Source organism: Pseudooceanicola profundus (genome assembly GCF_054919315.1).
On sequence record NZ_CM142898.1, the window covers coordinates 3,151,749 to 3,174,179 of the forward strand.

21 protein-coding genes are annotated in these 22,431 nt (G+C 66.6%); 8 read left to right on the top strand and 13 right to left on the bottom strand.

Annotated elements, in window-relative coordinates; all coding sequences use genetic code 11:
- Positions 1–31: 31 nt before the first annotated feature.
- The 4 genes from queA to lpdA all read left to right on the top strand — a co-directional run bounded on the left by queA (position 32) and on the right by lpdA (position 4,703).
- Complete coding sequence (gene queA, locus ACX9MO_RS14510) at positions 32–1,084, top strand: tRNA preQ1(34) S-adenosylmethionine ribosyltransferase-isomerase QueA (RefSeq protein WP_462212348.1); 1,053 nt, start codon at positions 32–34, stop codon at positions 1,082–1,084.
- A gap of 114 nt (positions 1,085–1,198) precedes the next feature.
- Positions 1,199–2,476: an MFS transporter gene (locus ACX9MO_RS14515; protein WP_462212349.1), complete on the top strand. Its 1,278-nt coding sequence runs from the start codon at positions 1,199–1,201 to the stop codon at positions 2,474–2,476.
- Between the two features lie 99 nt (positions 2,477–2,575).
- Positions 2,576–3,154: a DUF924 family protein gene (locus ACX9MO_RS14520; RefSeq protein ID WP_222489395.1), complete on the top strand. Its 579-nt coding sequence runs from the start codon at positions 2,576–2,578 to the stop codon at positions 3,152–3,154.
- 154 nt (positions 3,155–3,308) lie between these two features.
- The gene (lpdA, locus tag ACX9MO_RS14525) at positions 3,309–4,703 is read left to right on the top strand and encodes a dihydrolipoyl dehydrogenase (protein ID WP_462212350.1); all 1,395 of its coding nucleotides are present in this window, start codon (positions 3,309–3,311) and stop codon (positions 4,701–4,703) included.
- Between the two features lie 109 nt (positions 4,704–4,812).
- On the opposite strand, the gene ACX9MO_RS14530 is transcribed toward lpdA, so the two are convergent.
- The gene (locus ACX9MO_RS14530) at positions 4,813–5,175 is read right to left on the bottom strand and encodes a rhodanese-like domain-containing protein (protein WP_462212351.1); all 363 of its coding nucleotides are present in this window, start codon (positions 5,173–5,175) and stop codon (positions 4,813–4,815) included.
- 163 nt (positions 5,176–5,338) lie between these two features.
- On the opposite strand from ACX9MO_RS14530, the gene uvrA reads away from it, so the two are divergent.
- Complete coding sequence (uvrA, locus tag ACX9MO_RS14535) at positions 5,339–8,197, top strand: excinuclease ABC subunit UvrA (RefSeq protein WP_462212352.1); 2,859 nt, start codon at positions 5,339–5,341, stop codon at positions 8,195–8,197.
- A 116-nt stretch (positions 8,198–8,313) separates the two neighbouring features.
- On the opposite strand, the gene ACX9MO_RS14540 is transcribed toward uvrA, so the two are convergent.
- The 8 genes from ACX9MO_RS14540 to ACX9MO_RS14575 form a co-directional block, all read right to left on the bottom strand.
- Positions 8,314–8,778: a hypothetical protein gene (locus tag ACX9MO_RS14540; protein WP_222489399.1), complete on the bottom strand. Its 465-nt coding sequence runs from the start codon at positions 8,776–8,778 to the stop codon at positions 8,314–8,316.
- Positions 8,779–9,073: 295 nt separating this feature from the next.
- A complete protein-coding gene (locus ACX9MO_RS14545) occupies positions 9,074–9,526 on the bottom strand; it encodes an excinuclease ABC subunit A (protein WP_462212353.1) in 453 nt (150 codons plus the stop codon).
- A gap of 137 nt (positions 9,527–9,663) precedes the next feature.
- Positions 9,664–9,867: a YgaP family membrane protein gene (locus ACX9MO_RS14550; RefSeq protein ID WP_222489400.1), complete on the bottom strand. Its 204-nt coding sequence runs from the start codon at positions 9,865–9,867 to the stop codon at positions 9,664–9,666.
- Between the two features lie 178 nt (positions 9,868–10,045).
- Positions 10,046–10,918 carry a 3-hydroxyisobutyrate dehydrogenase gene (mmsB, locus tag ACX9MO_RS14555; RefSeq protein WP_462212354.1) on the bottom strand — a complete coding sequence of 291 codons (873 nt, stop codon included), beginning with the start codon at positions 10,916–10,918 and terminating at the stop codon, positions 10,046–10,048.
- An 85-nt stretch (positions 10,919–11,003) separates the two neighbouring features.
- A complete protein-coding gene (locus ACX9MO_RS14560) occupies positions 11,004–12,035 on the bottom strand; it encodes a 3-hydroxyisobutyryl-CoA hydrolase (protein WP_462212355.1) in 1,032 nt (343 codons plus the stop codon).
- Positions 12,036–12,038: 3 nt separating this feature from the next.
- Positions 12,039–13,181: an acyl-CoA dehydrogenase family protein gene (locus ACX9MO_RS14565; protein WP_462212356.1), complete on the bottom strand. Its 1,143-nt coding sequence runs from the start codon at positions 13,179–13,181 to the stop codon at positions 12,039–12,041.
- Positions 13,182–13,329: 148 nt separating this feature from the next.
- Positions 13,330–13,749: a hypothetical protein gene (locus ACX9MO_RS14570; RefSeq protein WP_222489404.1), complete on the bottom strand. Its 420-nt coding sequence runs from the start codon at positions 13,747–13,749 to the stop codon at positions 13,330–13,332.
- A gap of 66 nt (positions 13,750–13,815) precedes the next feature.
- Positions 13,816–15,315, bottom strand: coding sequence for a CoA-acylating methylmalonate-semialdehyde dehydrogenase (locus ACX9MO_RS14575; RefSeq protein WP_462212357.1), 1,500 nt, complete (start codon positions 15,313–15,315; stop codon positions 13,816–13,818).
- A 100-nt stretch (positions 15,316–15,415) separates the two neighbouring features.
- Between ACX9MO_RS14575 and ACX9MO_RS14580 the strand changes: the two genes are divergently transcribed.
- The 3 genes from ACX9MO_RS14580 to coaD all read left to right on the top strand — a co-directional run bounded on the left by ACX9MO_RS14580 (position 15,416) and on the right by coaD (position 17,433).
- A complete protein-coding gene (locus tag ACX9MO_RS14580) occupies positions 15,416–16,306 on the top strand; it encodes a LysR family transcriptional regulator (RefSeq protein WP_462212358.1) in 891 nt (296 codons plus the stop codon).
- Positions 16,307–16,368: 62 nt separating this feature from the next.
- The gene (locus tag ACX9MO_RS14585; RefSeq protein WP_462212359.1) at positions 16,369–16,803 is read left to right on the top strand and encodes a CBS domain-containing protein; all 435 of its coding nucleotides are present in this window, start codon (positions 16,369–16,371) and stop codon (positions 16,801–16,803) included.
- A gap of 132 nt (positions 16,804–16,935) precedes the next feature.
- Positions 16,936–17,433, top strand: coding sequence for a pantetheine-phosphate adenylyltransferase (coaD, locus tag ACX9MO_RS14590; protein WP_222489408.1), 498 nt, complete (start codon positions 16,936–16,938; stop codon positions 17,431–17,433).
- A 24-nt stretch (positions 17,434–17,457) separates the two neighbouring features.
- On the opposite strand, the gene ACX9MO_RS14595 is transcribed toward coaD, so the two are convergent.
- From ACX9MO_RS14595 to tkt, 4 genes are all read right to left on the bottom strand, one after another.
- Positions 17,458–18,399 carry an alpha/beta fold hydrolase gene (locus tag ACX9MO_RS14595; RefSeq protein WP_462212360.1) on the bottom strand — a complete coding sequence of 314 codons (942 nt, stop codon included), beginning with the start codon at positions 18,397–18,399 and terminating at the stop codon, positions 17,458–17,460.
- A gap of 21 nt (positions 18,400–18,420) precedes the next feature.
- On the bottom strand, positions 18,421–18,564 hold the full coding sequence (locus tag ACX9MO_RS14600) for a hypothetical protein (RefSeq protein ID WP_462212361.1): 144 nt from the start codon (positions 18,562–18,564) through the stop codon (positions 18,421–18,423).
- Positions 18,565–18,645: 81 nt separating this feature from the next.
- Positions 18,646–19,650 carry a type I glyceraldehyde-3-phosphate dehydrogenase gene (gene gap, locus ACX9MO_RS14605; protein ID WP_222489411.1) on the bottom strand — a complete coding sequence of 335 codons (1,005 nt, stop codon included), beginning with the start codon at positions 19,648–19,650 and terminating at the stop codon, positions 18,646–18,648.
- A gap of 446 nt (positions 19,651–20,096) precedes the next feature.
- Positions 20,097–22,112: a transketolase gene (tkt, locus tag ACX9MO_RS14610; RefSeq protein ID WP_462212362.1), complete on the bottom strand. Its 2,016-nt coding sequence runs from the start codon at positions 22,110–22,112 to the stop codon at positions 20,097–20,099.
- Positions 22,113–22,431: the final 319 nt, after the last annotated feature.

Here is a 22,431-nt window from a genome sequence, read left to right on the forward strand (position 1 = left end):
CGGTGACGCCAGCCTTCGAAGGAGCCCGCCCGTGCAACTGTCCGATTTCGATTTCGATCTGCCCGAGAGCCTGATCGCCACGCGGCCCGCCAAGCCGCGGTCCTCCGCCCGCCTGCTGGTGGCCGAGGGCGACGCGATCACCGACGCGGTGGTGACGGACCTGCTGCAGTGGCTGCGCCCGGGAGACCGGCTGGTGCTGAACAACACCCGGGTGATTCCCGCGCGGCTGTCCGGTGTCCGCCACCGCGACGGCGAGGCGGGGCCGTCACAGTCGAAGATCGAGGTGACGCTGCTGGAGCCGCGGGCCGACGGGACATGGTCCGCGCTGCTGAAGCCGCTGCGCAAGATCCGCGAGGGCGAGGTGCTGGTCTTCTCCGACGCGCTCTCCGCCACGCTGACGGCGAAGGAGGAGGGGCAGGGGCTGCTGGCCTTCAACCTCGCGGGCGAGGATTTCGACGCGGCCCTCGCCGAGGCCGGCGCCATGCCGCTGCCGCCCTACATCGCCGCCAAGCGCGCGGCGGATGCGCAGGACAAGGAAGACTACCAGACGATCTTTGCCCGCCACGCGGGCGCCGTGGCCGCGCCGACGGCCTCGCTCCACTTCGACACGGCGCTGCTGCAACGCATCGTCGACATGGGCGTGGGCCTGACCGAGGTCACGCTCCACGTCGGCGCGGGCACCTTCCTGCCGGTGAAGGTGGAGGACGTGACCACCCACAAGATGCACGCCGAATGGGGGCAGGTGACCGAGCAGGCCGCGGCCGAGATCGCCGCCACCAAGGCCGCCGGGGGCCGGGTGATCCCCGTGGGCACCACTGCCCTGCGCCTGCTGGAAAGTGCGGCCCGGGCCAGCGGCCAGATCGCGGCCTGGGAGGGGGAGACCGACATCTTCATCTATCCCGGCTTCGACTTCCGCGTGGCCGATGCGCTGATGACGAATTTCCACCTGCCGAAATCCACCCTGATGATGCTCGTCTCGGCGCTCATGGGGCCGGAGCGGGTGAAGCGGATCTACGCCCATGCCGTCGAGGAAAACTACAGGTTTTTCTCGTATGGAGATGCCTCGCTGCTGATCCCCGCTTGATCGCGGGCCCGGCCCGTGCGACCGGGGAGGTGAAAGAGGAACGCGACGCCCGAGAGGTCGTTTTCAGCAAGCCCGGTGTCCGGCCTGCAGGGCCGTGTGGGCAGGAAGGACGAGATGCTACAGGTATTGGGCAGCGCGTGGGCGCTTCTGCTGGGTCTGATGCTGCTGATGGTCGGGAACGGCCTGCAGGGCACGCTGCTGGGTGTGCGGGGCGAGTTGGAGGGGTTCTCGACCTTCGAGATGTCGATCGTCATGTCGGCCTACTTCGCCGGCTTCCTTGGCGGCTCGCGCATGGCACCCGAGATGATCCGCCGGGTCGGCCACGTGCGGGTCTTCGCGGCGCTGGCCTCCTTCATCTCGGCGGTGCTGATCCTCTATCCGACCTTTGCCCATCCCGCCGCCTGGGCCATCGGGCGGGTTGTGATCGGCTTCTGCTTCTCGGGGGTCTACGTCACGGCGGAAAGCTGGCTGAACAACGCGGCCACCAACGAGAACCGCGGCAAGGCGCTGTCGCTCTACATGATCGTGCAGATGCTGGGCATCGTCTCGGCGCAGGGGCTGCTGCTGGTCGCGGATCCGTCGGGCTACGTGCTCTTCGTGATTCCCTCGGTGCTGGTCTCGATCTCCTTCGCGCCGATTCTCCTCTCGATCTCGCCCACGCCGGCGTTTGACACCACCAAGCCGATGTCGCTCAGGCAACTCTACGGCATCTCTCCGCTGAGCTGCGTGGGGGTCTTCATCCTCGGCGGGGCCTTCTCGGCCCAGTTCGGCATGGCCGCGGTCTATGGCGGGCAGGCGGGTCTGAGCCTGCCGCAGATCTCCATGTTCATCGCGGCCTTCTATGTCGGCGCGACCATTGCCCAGTACCCGCTGGGGTGGCTGTCGGACCGGATGGACCGGCGCCAGCTGATCCTGATCGTGGCGGCCGTGGGCGGCGTGGGGGCGATCCTCGCGATGCTGGCGGGCAGCAGCTTCATCGCCCTCCTGCTGGCGGCGATGATCGTGGGTGGCACGTCCAACCCTCTCTATTCGCTGCTGATTTCCTACGCGAACGACTTCCTCCAGCCCGAGGACATGGCCGCGGCCTCCGGGGGCATCCTGTTCATGAACGGGCTTGGCGCCATCGCAGGACCGCTGATCACCGGCTGGATCATGACCGCCTTCGGGCCCTCCGGTTTCTGGCTGTTCATCGCGGTCCTGCTGCTCGCCATGGCGGCCTACGCGGGCTACCGGATGACCCAGCGACCCGCGCCGACCTCGGACTTCAGCGGGGCCTATACGCCGGTCATGATGTCCGCCACGTCGGTCGCGGTGGAAGCCGCACAGGAGTGGGTGATCGAAACCGCGCAGGAGGAAGAAGCGCAAGCGCAGGAGGCAGCGGATCGCCTGTGATCGCTAACGTCTTGTCAGACCACGAATTCCCCCTGTTGCGAATATAAAACTTATGTAACGATGGGGGCAGGTGCGACAGAGACCACAGGAGGATCCCCCATGGTTGCCCCGCGAGACATCCTGAACTTCTGGCTGGACGAGGTAGGACCCTCGGGCTGGTACGAGGCCTCGGATGCCCTTGATCAGGAAATCCGCGACAAGTTCGGCGACGCCTGGCAGGCCGCCGCCGATGGCGCTTATGGCTTCTGGCTGACGCACCCGAACGGTGCGCTCGCCTATGTCATCCTGATGGACCAGTTTCCCCGCAACATGTTCCGCGGCGAGGGCAAGGCCTTCGCGACCGACGGCGTGGCGCTTGCGGCGGCGAAGCTCTCCATCGACAACGGCTGGGACCTCAAGGTCGAGGAACCGGCGCGGCAGTTCTTCTACCTGCCGCTGATGCACAGCGAGAGCCTCTGTGATCAGGATCGCTGCGTGCGCCTGATGGCGGAACGGATGCCGATGACCGGCGAGCCGAACCTGCTGCACGCCAAGGCCCACCGCGAGGTGATCCGCAAGTTCGGCCGTTTCCCCTACCGCAGCGAGGCGCTGGAGCGCAGCGTCACCAAGCCGGAACAGGCCTTCCTCGACCAGGGCGGCTACGGCGCGACGATCCGGCAGCTTCAGGCGGCGGAATAAGGCCGTGCAACAGGCGGGGACGGGGACATAACCGTCCCGCATTTCAACGGATTACAGAAGGCCTCGCGGCAATACGCTGCGGGGCCTTTTTGCTGCGTTGAAGGGCTTTCCAAAATAGTTTAACGTCAAACTATCTTGCGGAACGGAGGGGGCCATGGCCACCAAATCTTATGACATGATCGTAATCGGAGCAGGTCCGGGCGGCTATGTGGCGGCGATCCGCGCAGCACAGCTGGGCCTGAAGACCTGCATCGTGGAACGCGAAAACCTCGGCGGCATCTGCCTGAACTGGGGCTGCATTCCGACCAAGGCGCTGCTGCGCTCGGCCGAGGTCTTCCACATGATGGAGCGGGCCAAGGACTACGGGCTCTCCGCCGACAAGATCGGCTATGACCTCGACGCCGTGGTGAACCGCTCGCGCGGGGTCGCCAAGCAGATGGAAGGCGGGGTCAAGCACCTGCTTAAGAAGAACAAGGTCGAGGTCGTCATGGGCGAGGCGAGCCTGCCCGCCAAGGGCAAGGTCTCGGTCAAGACCGACAAGGGCACCGAGGAGCTGACCGCCAAGGCCATCGTTCTGGCGACCGGCGCGCGGGCCCGCGAACTGCCCGGCCTCGAGGCGGACGGCGACCTGGTCTGGACCTACCGCCACGCGCTGAAACCCTCCCGGATGCCCAAGAAGCTGCTGGTCATCGGCTCGGGCGCCATCGGCATCGAATTCGCCAGCTTCTACAACACGCTCGGCGCCGACACGACCGTGGTCGAGGTGATGGACCGCGTGCTGCCCGTCGAGGATGCGGAGATCTCCGCCTTCGCCAAGAAGCAGTTCGTCAAGCAGGGCATGAAGATCATGGAGAAAGCCATGGTCAAGAAGCTCGACCGCGCCAAGGGCAAGGTCACCGCGCATATCGAGGTGGGCGGCAAGGTCGAGACGCAGGAGTTCGACACGGTCATCTCGGCCGTCGGCATCGTCGGCAACGTCGAGGGGCTGGGGCTCGAGGGTCTGGGCGTCAAGGTGGACCGCACCCATGTCGTCACGGATGAATTCTGCCGGACCGGCGTCGAGAGGCTCTATGCCATCGGCGACATCGCCGGCGCACCCTGGCTGGCGCACAAGGCCAGCCACGAGGGCGTCATGGTGGCGGAACTGGTCGCGGGCGGCCATCCGCATCCGATCAAGCCGGGCTCCATCGCGGGCTGCACCTACTGCCATCCGCAGGTGGCCTCCGTCGGCATGACCGAGGCCAAGGCCAAGGACGCGGGGTACGAGGTGAAGGTCGGCAAGTTCCCCTTCATCGGCAACGGCAAGGCTGTGGCCCTGGGCGAGCCCGATGGCATGGTGAAGACCGTCTTCGATGCCAAGACCGGCGAGTTGCTGGGCGCCCACATGGTCGGCGCGGAAGTGACCGAGCTGATTCAGGGCTATGTCATCGGCCGCCAGCTGGAGACCACGGAAGAGGACCTGATGCACACGGTCTTCCCGCACCCCACGCTGTCTGAGATGATGCACGAGTCCGTGCTCGACGCCTACGGTCGCGCGATCCACTTCTGATCGCTGCCGCCGCAAAAGGCGCCCAAGAATTTTCGAAAATTCTTGGGAAAATTCTTCGAAGAATTTTCCGCGCTCGCCTCGGCGGGCGCGGTTTCGTCTCTAGCGGTGGTCAAACCTTCACGACCTGTCCCCCGGCCCGCGCCCAGTGCCCCAGCCCGCCGATGTTGTGCACGTCGCGGTAGCCCAGCCGGTCCAGCACCCGCACCGCCGAGGCAGACCGGCCGCCGGAGGCGCAGTAGACCGCCACGGTCTTCTCCGGCGAGATCTGGGGCAGGTGGTCGGGGTGGGCGGGATCGGCCCGGAAGGCCAGCATCATCAGCGGCACATGCACCGAACCGGCGGCCTGGCCGGTTTCTGCCACTTCCGCAGACTCGCGCACGTCGATCACCACGACCTCGCCTGTCGCCACCCCGCGGATCGCCTCGGCGGCGGAAAAGCGGTGGCGGGCATTGCCTTTAAGAAATCCGAACATATCTGTCCCTCGCCCGGGCCTCATGCCCGATGCGGCAGAAATAGCATTCATGACTTTGAATGTGAATGGGGCGGTGCAAATGTTCCGCCTTCGTTCTCATTTTTCGGTTGGACGCCGGGCCGCGCTCTATTAAGTTTTCGGCAATACCCCCCGGGAGTCTGTCATGGCGGATCTGAAGAAGATCGAAGTGCGCGGCGCGCGCGAGCACAATCTGAAGGGCATCGACGTGGATATCCCGCGCGACCAGCTGGTGGTGATCACCGGCCTGTCGGGCTCGGGCAAGTCCTCTCTGGCCTTCGACACGATCTATGCCGAAGGGCAGCGGCGCTATGTCGAGAGCCTCTCGGCCTATGCGCGGCAGTTCCTCGACATGATGGAAAAGCCCGACGTGGATCATATCAGCGGCCTCAGCCCCGCGATCTCGATCGAGCAGAAGACCACGTCGAAGAACCCGCGCTCCACCGTGGGCACGGTGACCGAGATCTATGACTACCTGCGCCTGCTCTTCGCCCGTGCGGGCACGCCCTACAGCCCCGCCACCGGCCTGCCCATCGAGGCGCAGCAGGTGCAGGACATGGTCGATATCGTCATGGCCATGGAGGAGGGCACCCGCGGCTACCTTCTGGCCCCCATGGTGCGCGACCGGAAGGGCGAGTACCGCAAGGAATTCCTCGAGCTGCGCAAGCAGGGCTTCCAGCGGGTGAAGGTGGATGGCGAGTTCTACGAACTCGACGAGCCGCCGACGCTGGACAAGAAGTTCCGCCACAACATCGACGTCGTGGTGGACCGGATCGTTGTGCGCGAGGGGATGGAAACCCGCCTCGCCGACAGTTTCCGCACCGCGCTCGACCTCGCCGACGGGATCGCGATCCTCGAAACCGCCCCGCGCGAGGGCGATCCCGAGCGCACGACCTTCTCCGAGAATTTCGCCTGCCCGGTCAGCGGCTTCACCATCCCCGAGATCGAACCGCGGCTGTTCTCCTTCAACGCGCCCTTCGGGGCCTGCCCGGAGTGCGACGGCCTCGGCGTGGAGCTCTTCTTCGACGAGCGCCTCGTGGTGCCCGACCAGACGCTGAAGATCGCCGACGGGGCGCTCGCGCCGTGGCGCAAGGGCAAGTCGCCCTATTTCCTCCAGACCATCGAGGCCATTGCCAAGCACTACGAGTTCAAGAAGAACGCCCGCTGGAAGGACCTGCCCGCGCACGTCCAGCAGGTCTTCCTCTATGGCTCCAACGGCGAGGAGATCGATTTCCGCTACGACGAGGGCGGGCGGGTCTACACGGTTTCGCGGCCCTTCGAGGGCGTGATCCCGAACATGGAGCGCCGCTACCGCGAGACCGACAGCAACTGGGTCCGCGAGGAATTCGAGCGCTATCAGAACAACCGGCCCTGTGGTGCCTGCGACGGCTATCGCCTGAAGCCCGAGGCGCTCGCGGTCAAGATCGCGGGCGTCCACATCGGGCAGGTGGTGCAGATGTCGATCCGCGAGGCCCATGCCTGGTGCGAGACGGTGCCCGCCAGCCTGACCTCGCAGAAGAACGAGATCGCCCGCGCCATCCTCAAGGAAATCCGCGAGCGCCTCGGCTTCCTGAACAATGTCGGCCTCGACTACCTCAGCATGTCGCGCGCCTCGGGCACGCTGTCCGGCGGTGAGAGCCAGCGTATCCGGCTCGCCTCGCAGATCGGCAGCGGGTTGACCGGGGTGCTCTACGTCCTCGACGAACCCTCCATCGGCCTGCACCAGCGGGACAACGGGCGGCTTCTGGATACGCTGAAGAACCTGCGCGATCAGGGCAACTCGGTCCTCGTGGTGGAACACGACGAAGAGGCGATCCGCGAGGCGGATTACGTCTTCGACATCGGTCCCGGGGCTGGTGTCCACGGTGGGCAGGTGGTGGCACAGGGCACGCCGGCCGAGATCTGCGAGGACCCGGCCTCGATGACCGGGCAATACCTGTCGGGCAAGCGCGAGATCGCCGTGCCCGCCGAACGGCGCAAGGGCAACGGCAAGGCGATCACCGTGGTCAAGGCCACCGGCAACAACCTCAAGGAGGTGACGGCCGAGTTTCCCCTTGGCAAGTTCGTCTGCGTCAGCGGCGTGTCCGGCGGCGGCAAGTCGACCCTGACGCTGGAGACCCTGTTCAAGACCGCCTCCATGCGGCTCAACGGCGCGCGGCAGACGCCTGCGCCCTGCGAGACCGTGAAAGGGCTGGAGCTGCTCGACAAGGTCATCGACATCGACCAGCGGCCCATCGGGCGCACGCCCCGGTCGAACCCGGCCACCTATACCGGGGCCTTCACGCCGATCCGCGACTGGTTCGCGGGCCTGCCGGAGGCCAAGGCGCGCGGCTACAAGCCGGGCCGCTTCTCCTTCAACGTGAAGGGCGGGCGCTGCGAGGCCTGTCAGGGGGACGGTGTCATCAAGATCGAGATGCACTTCCTGCCCGACGTCTATGTCACCTGCGAGACCTGCAACGGCGCGCGCTACAACCGCGAGACGCTGGAGGTGAAGTTCAAGGGCAAGTCCATCGCCGACGTGCTGGAGATGACCGTCGAGGATGCGCAGGAGTTCTTCCAGGCGGTGCCGAGCATCCGCGAGAAGATGGATGCGCTGATGCGCGTGGGCCTCGGGTACATCAAGGTGGGCCAGCAGGCCACGACGCTCTCGGGCGGCGAGGCGCAGCGGGTGAAACTGTCCAAGGAACTGGCGCGCCGCTCGACCGGCAAGACGCTCTATATCCTCGACGAGCCGACCACGGGCCTGCACTTCGAGGACGTGCGCAAGCTGCTGGAAGTGCTGCACGAACTGGTGGATCAGGGCAATACGGTGGTGGTGATCGAGCATAACCTCGACGTCATCAAGACCGCCGACTGGATCATCGACATCGGCCCCGAGGGCGGCGATGGCGGTGGCCAGATCGTGGCCGAAGGCACGCCCGAGGAGGTCGCCAAGGTCGAGCGCAGCCACACCGGGCGCTACCTGATCGACATGCTCAAGCCGCGCAAGGTCGCGGCGGAATGACGAAACGGCCCGCCTTGGCGGGCCGTTTTCGCATGGAGGGATGGGGACGGCGGTTTGCAGGCCGGGCCCGGGCCAGAGGCGCACCCGTCAGTGGGGGACGGCTCTGCTGTGCGGGTTCAGAACGCGGCGTTGGTCTGGTCCGTCACGCGCTCCAGCACTTCGCGGCTGTGGATCATGACGCGGTAGACCTCCCCCTCGACCCGGAAATAGGCCCAGCCGTCCTGCGGCGCGGGCAGGCCGTAGCGCTCGGTGTTCAGCAGGATCATGTATTGATCGGGCAGGGTACTTCCGGGCGCGAGGACAGGTCCACGGGCCCCGGTGGGGCGCTGTGGCGTGTTGTAGGGGCGAGGCACCGCGGGAACCAGCCGCGCGCCGCCCGCGATGCTGCGCACCTGCGGCAGCGCCTCCCGCGTCCCGCCGCCAGCCTGCCCGGCACTGCTTTCGCTGAAACCCGGCGCCACATTGGCGCTGTCCGCCGTCACACAGCGGGCGCCCGCAAGTTCCATCCGGCAAGCCGCTGCGGGACCGGCCCACAGGAGGAGGGCTGGCAGCAGCGGCAGGACAAGACGGGTCGGGGACATCGGGCAAACTCCGGTTGGGTCCAGTGTGGCCCGAGTCGCGGGCCTCGGCAAGCGAGCGGCGCCGGGTGGGGCGTGCTGAGGTGCTCTGGCCTTAGGACCGGGCAGAAGCCTCCTCATCGGGCCTCCTGATCCGGGCGTTGCACAGACCGAGATCTGGCCGATGATCCGGGCCCAAGCCAGCCCGGAGGGCGCGACCGGAGGCATGAAAGAGCCCGGCACCGCGTAGGCGCCGGGCTGGAACGGCAGGTCAGGGCTTGCTGGCCTGACTTATCGGACTTGGCTTATCGGGCCAGTCTTATTGGGACAGGATGCCCGCAAGACCCATCAGGGCGACGATTTCCATCGTGTCGCGGTCGAGCCGGAACAGCTGGTTGTCATCGCGGTAATAGCGGTAGTTCGGGTCCAGACCGTAGCGGCCCGGATCGCGGATCACGACGTAGTCGCCCCGGTCGGGATAGAACCGGTCGCCCACGTGATAGCGATCGACGCGGACGTAATCGCGGTCGTCACGGCGTTCCTCGTAGCGGCGCACCTCGTGGCGCGGCGCCTGTTTCTTGGCGAGGCCCGGCGGGTTGCAGCCGTTGCCCTTCTTGGCAAGCCCCGGCGGGCAGCCATTGCCTTTGACGTTGATCGCCAGGGTCTGCAGCGTCTCGGCGGCGGTGCTCCACGGGCTGGCCGAGGCGGCCATGGGAAGGGCGAGGCCACTGGCAAGGGTGACCAGGGCGGCAGCTTTGGTCATGCGGTTCATGGAAGTCTCTCCTTCAATGTCTTGGCGATTTAACCCGCCAAACCGGGGGAGGTTCCAGAACCGACGCAGGCGAGCCCGGCGCCGGGCAGGTTTCCGCCGGGCGTCCCGGAGAGCTGCCGCCGTCCAAGTCCCGTCTCTCAGCGCCTGTCCAGCGGGCAGGTGTTGATGCCGAGGATCGTGTAGAGCGGGCAGGAGCCCATCAGCCCCGTGATCAGCGGGACGACCCCGATCAGGAAGATCCAGGCATAGGCCCAGCTGCTGAGGAAGAAGGCCGCGATCAGCGCCAGCCCCACCACCACGCGGATCACCCGATCCGCCGTTCCTTCGTTCTTGGCAAACATCTCAGGTCCTTTCCGGCGTCCTCCGCCGACACATAAGGAAACTAGTATATGTTTACCACGACGCGGGGCTGACTGTCTGCGGCAAATTGGCCGGCAGGATGGCGTGACTGTAGTGCCGGACAATGCGCCGGGGGCAGGGCAGGCGCGGGGGCCGCGCCTGCCGTTCGATCGGGTCAGGTTATCCCCGGTGCCGGGACTCGAAGCGCGGCAGCATGGCCGAGAAATCGCGCCCCTTGCCGTCTTCCTCCTCGACGAAGGTGGCGTAGAGCGCGGCGGCGGCGGCCCCCATGGGGGTATCCGCATCGGCGGCCTCGGCGGCCTGCTGGCTCAGCCGCAGGTCTTTCAGCATCAGCTCGGCTGCGAAACCGGGGGTGTAGCCATTGTCCGCCGGGCTTTGCGGGCCGACGCCGGGGGCCGGGCAATAGGCATTCATGGTCCAGCTGTAGCCCGAGGAAGTCGAAACCACGTCGAACATCGCCTGCCGGTCCAGCCCCAGCTTGTCGGCGAGGGCAAAGGCCTCGCAGGTGGCGATCATGGTGACGCCAAGGATCATGTTGTTGCAGATCTTGGCGGCCTGCCCGTTGCCCGAGGGGCCGCAGTGCACCGCCTTCTGGCCCATGATGTCGAAGAGCGGCCTGGCGATGGCAAAGGCATCCTCGGTGCCGCCGACCATGAAGGTCAGCGTGCCCGCCTGCGCCCCGCCGATCCCGCCCGAAACCGGGGCGTCCAGCGCCTTCAGCCCGGCTGCCATGGCGTCCTCCGCCACGGCGCGGGCGCTTTCCACGTCCACGGTGGAGCAGTCCAGCAGCACTGCGCCCGCCTGCATCGCGGGGATCACCTCTGCCGCCACGCTGCGCAGGATGTCGCCGTTGGGCAGCATGGTGATCACCACGTCCTGCCCGGTGGCGGCCGCTGCGGCCGAGCCTGCGGTGGCCGCGCCCTCCACGGTGATCGCCGCGGTGTCGAAGCCGGTCACCTCGTGGCCTGCCTTGACGAGATTGGCCGCCATGGGCGCGCCCATGTTCCCCAGCCCGATAAATCCGATCTTCATGTTGTCCTCCCTTGATCCCGTCCTGAATGCGTCCCGCACGCCGGTCCTGAAGACCGTGGCCCGGCTCTCCCCCGGGGCCGGCGGTTCAGATCGCCAGCTCCGCCTCCAGCGGGGCCAATAGCGCCGCGCCGGCGCCGGGCGGCAGGCTGTCGATGCTGTTGCGCCACTGCGGGTTGCGGTCCTTGTCGATGAGCTGCGCCCGCACGCCCTCCAGGAAATCGCCTTCGCGGAGAGAGCGGTAGGTGGCGCGGTATTCGAGCGCGAGCGCCTCGCGCACGCTGTGGCCGCGCTGCAGCTCCAGCAGGGCGAGCGTCGTGTCCATGGCGAGGGGCGAATTGCGCCGGATCGCCTTGGCCGTGCCCTCGGCCAGGGGGCCGTCGGAGGCGGTGACCTGCGCGAGGATCGTGGGCAGATCACCGCCGAGGGTCGCATCCATCCAGGGCTGCTCTGCCGCCAGCGGACCGGCGGGCGGCACCTGAGCTGCGTCCCGTACGTCATTGACTTCGCCGCTGTCTTCCAGCGCCGCGATGACGCCGGGCCATGTGCTTTCGGGGATGAAGAGATCGGCAAAGCCCGCGTGGATCGCATCCCCCGGACCCATCCGCCCTGCGGTGAGCGCGAGGTAGCGGCCCATCAGCCCCGGCGCATTGGCCAGCAGAAGCGAGCCGCCCACGTCGGGGATCAGCCCGATCCCGACCTCGGGCATGGCCATCTGCGTCGTCTCCCCCACGATGCGGTGCGAGACGTGACAGCCAAGCCCCACGCCGCCGCCCATGACGAAGCCCTGCATCAGCGCCACGATGGGCTTGGGATACTCGGCCAGCTTGGCGTTCAGCCGGTATTCGTCGCGCCAGAAACCGCAGCCGTAGTCGTAATCGCCCGCTGTTCCACGACGGTGGATCTCGGCCACGTCGCCGCCTGCGCAGAAGGCGCGGTCGCCCTCGGCATCGATCACCACGACGGCGACGCTGTCATCCGCGGCCCAGGCGTCCAGCGCCGCCTCGATGTCGAGGCACATCTGCCAGCTTAGCGCGTTCAGCGCCTTGGGCCGGGTCAGGGTGATCCGCCCGGCGCGACCCGCGGTGCGGATGTTCAGATCGGGGGTGGTCTCGGTCATGTCTCAGCGCTCCGCCAGTAGGGTGCGGGCCGTGATGACGCGCATGATCTCGTTCGTGCCTTCGAGGATTTCATGCACGCGCAGGTCACGGACCAGTTTCTCGATACCGTAGTCCGAGAGGTAGCCGTATCCACCATGCAGCTGCAGGCAGGTATTCGCCACCTGGCTGCCCGCCTCGGTCACGAAGGCCTTGGCCATGGCACAGAACTTGGTGGCGTCGGGGCTCTTCTGGTCCAGTTTCCACGCCGCCTGCCGCAGCAGGACGCGGGCGGCCTGAAGCTGGATTTCCATGTCCGCCAGCTTGAACTGGAGCGCCTGGAACTGGTCGATGCTCTGCCCGAAGGCCTTGCGTTCGCCCATGTAGGTGAGCGTCTTGTCCAGCGCGGCCTGTGCGCCGCCGATGGAACAGGCGGAGATGTTCAGACGGCCGCCATCCAGCCCCATCATCGCATATTTGAAACCCGAGCCCTCTTCTCCGACCAGATTGCCGGCCGGAATGTCGCAATTGTCAAACTGGACCTGCCGGGTCGGCTGGGCCTTCCAGCCCATTTTCTGCTCCAGCCCGCCGAAGGAAAGCCCCTCGGTGCCCGCCGGCACGTAGAGCGTGGAGACCCCGCGCGGGCCGTCGCCCCCTGTGCGGGCCATGACGACGTAGCCGTCGGAATATCCCCCGCCAGAGATGAAGGCCTTGGTCCCGTTCAGGCGGTACCCGCCCTGAACCGCCTCGGCCCGGGTCTTCAGCGCCGCCGCGTCGGAGCCCGATCCCGGCTCCGTCAGGCAGTAGGAGAGCACGGTCTCCATCGAGATGACGCCGGGCAGCACCCGGGCGCGCAACTCCTCCGAGGCGAAGCTGTCGAGCATCCGGGCGCACATGTTGTGGATCGAGAGGAAGGCCGCCACGGCCGGGCAGGCCATGGAGAGCGCCTCGAAGACCAGCGTGGCATCCAGCCGGCCGAGACCCGCGCCGCCGTTCTCCTCGCTGACGTAGAGCCCGCCGAAGCCCAGGGCCCCCACCTCGGGCCAGAGGCTCTTGGGGATGTCGCCCTCGGCCTCCCACTGCGCCGCATGGGGCGCGATGCGGTCCTGCCCGAAGGCATAGGCCATGTCGAAAATGGCCTGCTGTTCCTCGCTGAGTGCGAAATCCATGAAATCTCCTCCTCCCTGACCGGCCCGTGCAGGCCGGGCCCGACGCGCCGGGCCTCCCAACCCTCGCGTCTAAAATGGCGCCGCGCGATGCGGCAGATCCGCCGGGCCGGTGCCCTTGGATCACGCGGCCCCCGCGACGGGGGCCGGCTCAGACCGGCTGTTCCACCAGTTCCGCGACGGAGCGTTCGGGCAGGCCCAGCATCTCCAGCGCGTCTTCCTCGCTCTGCACCACGCGGTGCAGCATGCCCGGTATCCCGTCCCAGCTGCGCAGGATCATGGCCACCAGTTTCAGCGACATGAGGCTCGGGCAGATATAGACCAGCGGCGTGGCGTTCGGCGCGGGGCGGAACACGTCGACCTTGCGGGCATGGACCTTCATCACCTCCACGTGCTGCGCCTGAAACCCGGTGACGGCGCTGAGATCGATCAACTGGCGGATCTCGGGGTGGCCGTCCGGGTCATTCATGAAGTCGGCGAGCGCCGCCATGCTGTCCTCGGGGCGGACGAAGCCGCTGAAACGGACGTAGACGAGGTCGCGGCGCGGAAAGATCTGATAGGTGACAGGCATGGCATCAGGGTCCGGTGGAGGCCGGGAAACCCGGCCCTCACCAACCTGTGTACCAGCCCGGGGACCTTAGTCCATGGCCTTGAAGTTGAACTCGCCGCCTTCCTTGATGCCCGAGGGCCAGCGGGAGGTGACCGTCTTCGTCCGTGTATAGAATTTGATCGAATCCGGGCCGTGCTGGTTCAGGTCGCCGAAGGCCGATTTCTTCCAGCCGCCGAAGGTGTGGTAGGCCAGCGGCACCGGGATCGGCACGTTGATGCCCACCATGCCGATGTTGATCCGGCTGGCGAAGTCGCGGGCCGCATCCCCGTCACGGGTGAAGATCGCGGTGCCGTTGCCCATCTCGTGGTCCATGGCCAGGCCGATGGCCTCTTCGTAGGAGCCCGCGCGCACGGTCGAGAGGACCGGGCCGAAGATCTCCTGCTTGTAGATGTCCATGTCGGGCGTGACATTGTCGAAGAGGTGCGGGCCGACGAAGAAGCCGTCCTCGTAGCCTTGCAGCGAGAAGTCGCGGCCGTCGATCACCAGCTTGGCGCCCTGATCCACGCCCGACTGCACGAGGCCGAGGATCTTCTCCTTGGCGGCAGCGGTCACCACGGGGCCGTAGTCCACGTCCTTGCCGGCGGTGTAGGGGCCGACCTTCAGTTTCTCGATGCGGGGCACGAGGGCCTCGATCAGGCGGTCCGCGGTCTCTTCGCCCACGGGGACGGCCACGGAGATCGCCATGCAGCGTTCACCAGCCGCACCGTAGCCCGCGCCCACGAGCGCGTCTGCCGCCTGATCCATGTCCGCGTCGGGCATGATGATCATGTGGTTCTTGGCGCCGCCGAAGCATTGCACGCGCTTGCCGTTGGAGCAGCCGCGGCCATAGATGTATTCCGCGATCGGGGTGGAGCCCACGAAGCCGATCGACTGGATCACCGGGTGATCGAGGATCGCGTCCACGGCTTCCTTGTCGCCGTTGACGACCTGAAGGATGCCCTTGGGGGCGCCGGCCTCTTCCAGCAGTTCCGCCAGCATCATCGGGCAGGAGGGGGCGCGTTCGGAGGGCTTGAGGATGAAGGCGTTGCCGCAGACGATGGCGGGCGCGAACATCCACATCGGGATCATGGCCGGGAAGTTGAACGGCGTGATGCCCGCGCTGACACCCAGCGGCTGGCGCATGGAGTACATGTCGATGCCCGGGCCCGCGCCGTCGGTGTATTCGCCCTTCAGCAGGTGCGGCGCGCCGATGCAGAACTCGACCACTTCGAGGCCGCGCTGCACGTCACCGGCGGCGTCGGGCAGGGTCTTGCCGTGTTCGCGGCTGATCGCCTCGGCCAGCTTGTCCATGTCGCGGTTCAGCAGGTCGACGAACTTCATCATGACCCGTGCGCGGCGCTGCGGGTTCACCGCGGCCCATGCGATCTGTGCCTCGGCAGCAATCTCGACGGCCTTGCCGATCTCCTCGGTCGAGGCCAGCGGCAGCTTGCCCTGCACTTCGCCCGTGGCGGGGTTGTAGACGTCTGCGAAGCGGCCCGAGGTGCCCTTCACATGGGCGCCTCCGATGAAATGGGTGAATTCGGTCATGGGTACCTCCGTGAATTTGCGGGCACGTTAGACTTGCAAAATTCACGGGAAAAGAGGCAAGTCTCCAAATCAGTTTTGCAAAAATGCAAAGGTCGAGGTCATGCACTGGGACGATCTGAAGGTATTCCTTGCCGTTGCGCGGGGCGAGAGCCTGTCGGCGGCAGGCCAGCGGCTCAAGATCGATCCGGCCACGGCGGGGCGCCGCGTGCAGCGGTTGGAGGAGGACCTCGGTGCGGCGCTCTTTGCCCGCTCGCCGCAGGGCTATGCGCTGACGCAGGCGGGACAGCGGCTGATGGATCACGCGGTGCGGGCGGAACAGGCCATGGCCGGGGCGGAGGCCGAGATCTCGGGGCAGGCGGGGCAGCTGTCGGGGCAGATCCGCCTCGGCGCGCCGGACGGGGTGGCGAATTTCCTGCTGCCGCAGGTCTGCGCCGCCATCGTGGCGGAGAACCCCGACCTCGAGGTGCAGATCGTCGCCCTGCCGCGGGTCTTCAACCTGTCGCGGCGCGAGGCCGACATGGCGGTGAGCGTCTCGCGCCCCACCGCCGGGCGGCTGCTGGTGCAGAAGATCAGCGATTATCGCCTGCACCTTGCCGCCTCGGAGGGCTACCTTGCCACCCACGGGCCGCTGACCCGGATGGAGGACCTGCGCGGGCGGCAGGTGATCGGCTATATCCCCGACATGATCTTCGACAAGGAACTCGACTACCTCGGCCAGACCGGGGTGGAGCGGGTCGCGCTCGCCTCGAACTCGGTCGCGGTGCAGTTGCAGTGGATCCGGCAGGGGGCCGGGGTGGGCATTGTCCATGACTTCGCGCTGCCCTCGGCCCCGAACGTGCGCCGGGTGCTGGCGGACCAGCTGTCGTTGCAGCGCAGCTTCTACCTCGTGCGCCACGTCGACGATGCCCGGCTGGAGCGGATGCAGCGTTTCGCCGCCGCCCTGGCCGATGGCATCCGGCGCGAGGTCGCGCGGCTGGAAGCGGCGACTTGACAGAATGTTGCCGCTCGGTGAGGCTTGAAGCGAGGGGGAGGCAGAGCAAGGAGGAGGAACCGATGCTCGTCCAGCAGATCCTGAAGACTAAGGCCGTCGGCGGCGTGTTCACCGTGGAGCCGGGCGTGTCCGTGCGGGAGGCCGCCGAAGTGCTGGCCTCGAAGCGTATCGGGGGCGTGGTGGTGTCCAGCGATGGCGAAACGCCGGAGGGCATCCTGTCCGAACGCGATATCGTGCGGACGCTGGCCACGCAGGGGCCGTCCTGCCTTGATCAGAAGGTGAGCGCCCTGATGACCCCCGATCCGAAATGCTGCCAGCCCGAGGACAGCGTGGAATCGGTGCTGCGCCGCATGACCGACGGTCGCTTCCGGCACATGCCGGTGACCGAGGGGGGCAAGCTGGTGGGCATCGTGACCATCGGGGATGCGGTCGCCGCGCGGCTGTCGCAGCTCGCGATGGAGAAGGATGCCCTCGAAGGCATGATCATGGGCCATTGAATTGCGCCATCAGGGCCTTTCGTGAAATAATCGTAAATATTCACGCTTTCGGCGGGTAATCGCGCGGAAGGCCTTGAAATCCCCGGCGTAATATTGTTGCGTGCGCCTCAGTGTGACGCGGAGGAGTGCGCGATGCGTGTCGGTCTTTACCCGGGAACGTTCGACCCGATCACCCTGGGCCATCTGGATATCATCCGGCGGTCCACGCAGATCGTGGACAAGCTGGTGATCGGGGTTGCCATCAACCGGGACAAGGGCCCTCTGTTCCGACTGGAAGAGCGCGTGGCCATGATCGAGTCCGAGGTCTCGCAGCTGCAGGAAAGCACCCAGACCGAGATCGTGGTGCATCCCTTCGAGAACCTGCTGATCCACTGTGCCCGCGATGTCGGCGCCAACGTGATCCTGCGCGGCCTGCGCGCGGTGGCGGATTTCGAATATGAATACCAGATGGTCGGCATGAACCGGGCGCTCGACAGCTCGGTCGAGACGGTCTTCCTCATGGCGGACTTCAAGACCCAGGCCATCGCCTCGAAGCTGGTGAAGGAAATCGCCCGGCTCAACGGGGATGTCTCGCGCTTCGTCTCACCGGCGGTGAACGAGAAGCTGCTCAAGAAATTCGGGGATCGCTGAGGCGGTCCCCTTTCCGCATCGCGCTTACTTCATGGCCAGCGAGGCGCGCCGGATGAAATCCGCACAGCGCAGCGGCTGGGTGAGCGGCAGCATGTGTCCGCCCGGCACCTTCACGAGGCCGAACTGCGGCACCCGGGCGATCAGCGTATCGCCGTGCAGCGCCGGATCGAGCAGATGGTCATCCTCGCCATAGAGGATGCGCACGGGAATCGTGAAATCGCCATAGCGCTCCGCCAGCCCGCGCAGGTCCCGGCCCGAGGCCTGGTAGTCGCGCGAGGTCTGCAGGAAGTTCCACGGCCGCAGCGCCAGCAAACCGCCGCCCCTGGTGGCGTATTCGGGGGGAATCGCCTCGGGGCCGAAGACCACGTCGCTGAGGATCTCGGGCTTGGAGCGCGCCATGGTGACCCAGAACACCCAGGCCACGATCCGGCGCAGCAGGGGGCTCTGGATCTCGTAGGCCTTGAAGGCGGGCGAGGGATCGCGCACCGGCAGGGTCAGCGGAGAGATCAGCGCCAGCCCGCGCAGGTCGTCGCCGAAGTCCGCGGCAAGTGCCAGGGCCACGGCGCCGCCCAGGGAATGCCCGACCACGAGCGGCCGGCGAATCTTCAGCGCGTTGAGCGCCTCGCGCACCTGCACGGCCTGCGCCCGCACGTTGGCGGGAATGTCATCCGTCCGGTCGGAATAGCCCGAACCGGGCCGGTCGATGGCAATGACCCGGTGATCCCGGGCCAGCTCGTCGATCAGGCCGAGGTCGAAATTGCCAAGATTGCCGCCGAGCCCGTGGATCAGCACCACGACCGGGCCGCGCCCGCAGTCGATGTGATGCAGCCGCCCGGTCGAGATCTCGATGAAGGAGCCCCGGGGCGGGACCTGCTTTTCCACCTGTCGCGAAATCCACCAGCTCCGCACCGCGAAGCCCACCAGCACCAGCGCAAGAACGGCCGCTGCAATACCCACCGGACCCATCGTGTCACATACCCCTGAACGTTAACGCCAGAATGCCATCCATTCTATGAGACCCGTCAGTTTCTTGGCCAGAAACAACGCGTTGGCCCAGTCGAACATCACGGCATCCAACGTTAGGAGTGCCACGATCAGCAGCGCCAGTACAATGGCAATCCGGTTTGTCATGGGGCTCCCGCAACGAAAAGGCCCCCGCAGGAATGCCTGACGGGGGCCGTTCGATCAAGTGTCTTGCAGGGGGCAGGCGCCTCAGTTGACGAGGCGGCCCATGGCGGCGGCAACGTCGGCCATCCGGCAGGAGAAGCCCCACTCGTTGTCGTACCAGGCCAGGACGCGCACGAGGCGGCCGCCGATGACCTTGGTCTGGTCGGGGGCGAAGATCGAGGACTGCTCGGTATGGGTGAAGTCGATCGAGACCTTGGGCTCGGGATCGTAGCCCATGACGGCGCCCATGTGGCCGGCGACGGCTTCGCGCACCACCTCGTTCACGTCCGCTTCGGTCACGTCCTTCTTGGCGACGAAGGTCAGGTCCACGGCCGAGACGTTCGGGGTGGGAACGCGGATCGACGAGCCGTCGAGCTTGCCTTTCAGTTCCGGCAGCACCTCGCCGAGCGCCTTTGCGGCCCCGGTGGAGGTGGGGATCATCGACATGGCCGCGGCGCGGGCGCGGTAGAGGTCCTTGTGGCGGCGGTCCAGCGTCGGCTGGTCGCCGGTGTAGGAGTGGATCGTGGTCATGATGCCGCTTTCGATCCCGATGGTATCGTTCAGCACCTTGGCCAGCGGCGCGAGGCAGTTGGTGGTGCAGGAGCCGTTCGAGATCATCGTGTCACCGGCGACGAGGTCGCGGTGGTTCACACCGTAGACGATGGTCTTCTGCACGTTCTTGGCGGGTGCCGAGATCAGCACCGACTTGGCGCCGCGCGCCTGGTGGATCTTGGCCTTCTCGCCGTCGTTGAACTTGCCGGTGCACTCGAGGACCACGTCGCAGCCGGACCAGTCCAGCTCTTCCGGGTTGTAGGTCGAGAAGACCTCCATCGGGCCGCGCCCGAGGTCCATCGTGTTGCCCTCGACCTTGACCGTGCCGGCAAAGCGGCCGTGCACGCTGTCGTACTTCAGCAGGTGGGCGTTGGTTTCGATCGGGCCGGTGGCGTTGATCTTCACCACCTGCACGTCGTTGCGCGCGCTCTCCGCGATATGGGCGAGAGTGCAGCGACCGATGCGGCCGAAACCGTTGATGCCAAGGGTGATGGTCATGCCGGGGGCTCCTGATACGAAACGTGTTCGACCGGGATATAGCCGTGCCTGACCGAAAAATTAAGGCGAAAAACGACGATTTCTCAGTGTGTTAGCGTTAACCTGCGGTTTGCTGCCGCTGGTTGCGCTAACCGTTTTGACGGGTTCGCGCTAACAGCAGGCACCGGTCGCCCCCGGTTTGCCGCAGCGCAGAATCACTGCCGCCTGCGGGACAGGGGCGAGGGTCTCCGGAAAATTCGAATTTTCCGGTCCGTTTTCTTTGAAGAAAACGGGCAGGGCGGAGAGGCGGGCGCGCTCGGAGACGGGCAGGATGGCCGGAGGGGAGGGACCAAGAATTTTCGAAAATTCTTGGGAAAATTCTTCGAAGAATTTTCGGCGCCTTGGGCTGGCAGATATGCGAACGGGCCCGCGTGGGGCCCGTTGCAGATGTCGGAAGGGGGCGGCGCTCAGAGCAGGGCCTTGGCCTTCTCCGCCACGTTGGCCGCGGTGATGCCGAACTTCTCGTAGAGCACCTCGGCCGGGGCGGAGGCGCCGAAGCTGTCCATGCCCACGAAGTCGGACTTCGCCTCGCGGCCACGCTCGCCGAGCAGCCAGCGATCCCAGCCCTGGCGCACGCCGGCCTCGACCGCCACGCGCACGGCGCCTGCGGGCAGGACGCGCTTGCGGTAGCTTTCGTCCTGCTGGGCGAAAAGCTCCATGCAGGGCATCGAGACGACGCGGGTGCCGATGCCTTCGGCCTGCAGCAGGTCACGGGCGGCCAGCGCGATCTCCACCTCGGAGCCGGTGGCCAGCAGGATCACCTGCCGCTTGCCCTCTGCGTCCGCGAGGACATAGCCGCCCTGCGCCACGAGGTTCTTCTGCTTGTGCTCGACCCGCACGGTGGGCAGGTTCTGACGCGTCAGCGACAGCACCGAGGGCGTGCCCTTCTGGGTCAGCGCGATCTCCCAGGCTTCCGCGGTCTCGACCGTGTCGGCGGGGCGGAAGACCAGAGTGTTCGGCGTTGCGCGCAGCATGGCCAGATGCTCGACCGGCTGGTGCGTCGGGCCGTCTTCGCCCAGACCGATGGAATCGTGGGTCATGACGTAGACCACCGGCTGCTGCATCAGGGCCGAGAGACGCATCGCGGGGCGCGCGTAGTCGGTGAAGCACATGAAGGTGCCCGAGTAGGGGCGCACCATGCCGTGCAGCGCCATGCCGTTCATCGCGGCGGCCATGCCGTGTTCGCGGATGCCCCAGTGGATGAAGCGGCCGCCACGGTTGTCCACGTCGAAGATGCCGAGGTCTGCGGTCTTGGTGTTGTTCGAGCCGGTGAGGTCGGCGGAGCCGCCCACGGTTTCCGGCAGGATCGGGTTCACCACTTCCAGCACCATCTCGGAGGACTTCCGGGTGGCGACCTTGGGCGTCTCTTCGCTGATCTGCTTCTTCAGCGCCTTGATCGTGGCCGAGAGTTTCTTGGGCGCCTCGCCCTCCAGCTCACGGGTGAAATCGGCCTTCTTGCGGTCGGAGAGCGCGTCGAAGCGTTCCTGCCAGGCGAAGCGGTCGGCGGCGCCACGGCGGCCGATCTCTTCCCACTGCGACTTGACGTCGGCGGGGATCTCGAAGGGACCGTAGGACCAGCCGTAGCCTTCCTTGGCGGCGGCCAGCTGGCCCGCATCGGTGAGCGCGCCGTGGCCCTTGGAGGTGTCCTGTGCCGCGTGGCCGAGCGCGATATGCGTCTTGCAGGCGATCATCGAAGGCTGCTTGGATTTCTTGGCGGCGGTGATGGCCGCGTCGATGGCCGCCGGATCGTGGCCGTCGATTTCCTGCACGTGCCAGCCGGAGGCCTTGAAGCGCGCCACCTGATCGGTGCGGTCCGACAGCTCGACCGTGCCGTCGATGGTGATGTTGTTGTTGTCCCAGAAGACGATGAGCTTCGACAGCTCATGACGCCCGGCAAGCGCGATCGCTTCCTGGCTGACGCCTTCCATCAGGCAGCCATCGCCGGCGATGACATAGGTGTGGTGATCCACGACCTTCTTGCCGTGACGGGCGCGCAGGATTTCCTCGGCCATGGCGAAGCCGACCGAGTTGGCGATGCCCTGACCCAGCGGGCCGGTGGTGGTCTCGATCCCGTCGGCGAGGAAGTTCTCGGGGTGGCCTGCGGTGCGGGCGCCCAGCTGGCGGAAATTCTTCAGCTCCTCGATCGGGAACTGCTCGTACCCGGTCAGGTGCAGCAGCGAGTAGATCAGCATCGAGCCGTGACCCGCGGAGAGGATGAACCGGTCGCGGTCGGGCCAGTTCGGAGCGGCGGCATCGAACTTCAGGTGCTTCTCGTAGAGCACGGTGGCGACGTCGGCCATGCCCATCGGCATGCCGGAGTGGCCGGAATTGGCGGCAGCCACGGCATCGAGGGTCAGCGCACGGATGGCGGCGGCCTTCATCCAGTGGTCGGGATTGGCAGAGCGGAGGGCAGCGATATCCACGGGTGGCAGTCCTTGATCTGAAGCGTTTTCGCAGCCTCCCTTACCAGCCGGGCCCGGAATATCAAGTATTCTGGGCCTCCGAGGCGCTGCGATCCCCCCTCGCAAGTGGCCCTGCGTGTTAGCGATAGCGGGCAAGCCGTGCCCGGTCAGGGGCTTGCGGGTCGCAGTTGCCGCTGGCGGGAAACCGCATTCAGAACCCCCCGCAACCCCCGGTGGGGTTTGGGAAACCTCTCTTTCTTGGGTAGAGTTGCCGAAAATCGGCGGCTAAGGTCCGATTCGGATGGCGCGGTCCTCCGGCAGGCGGTCCCCCGTACCGCGG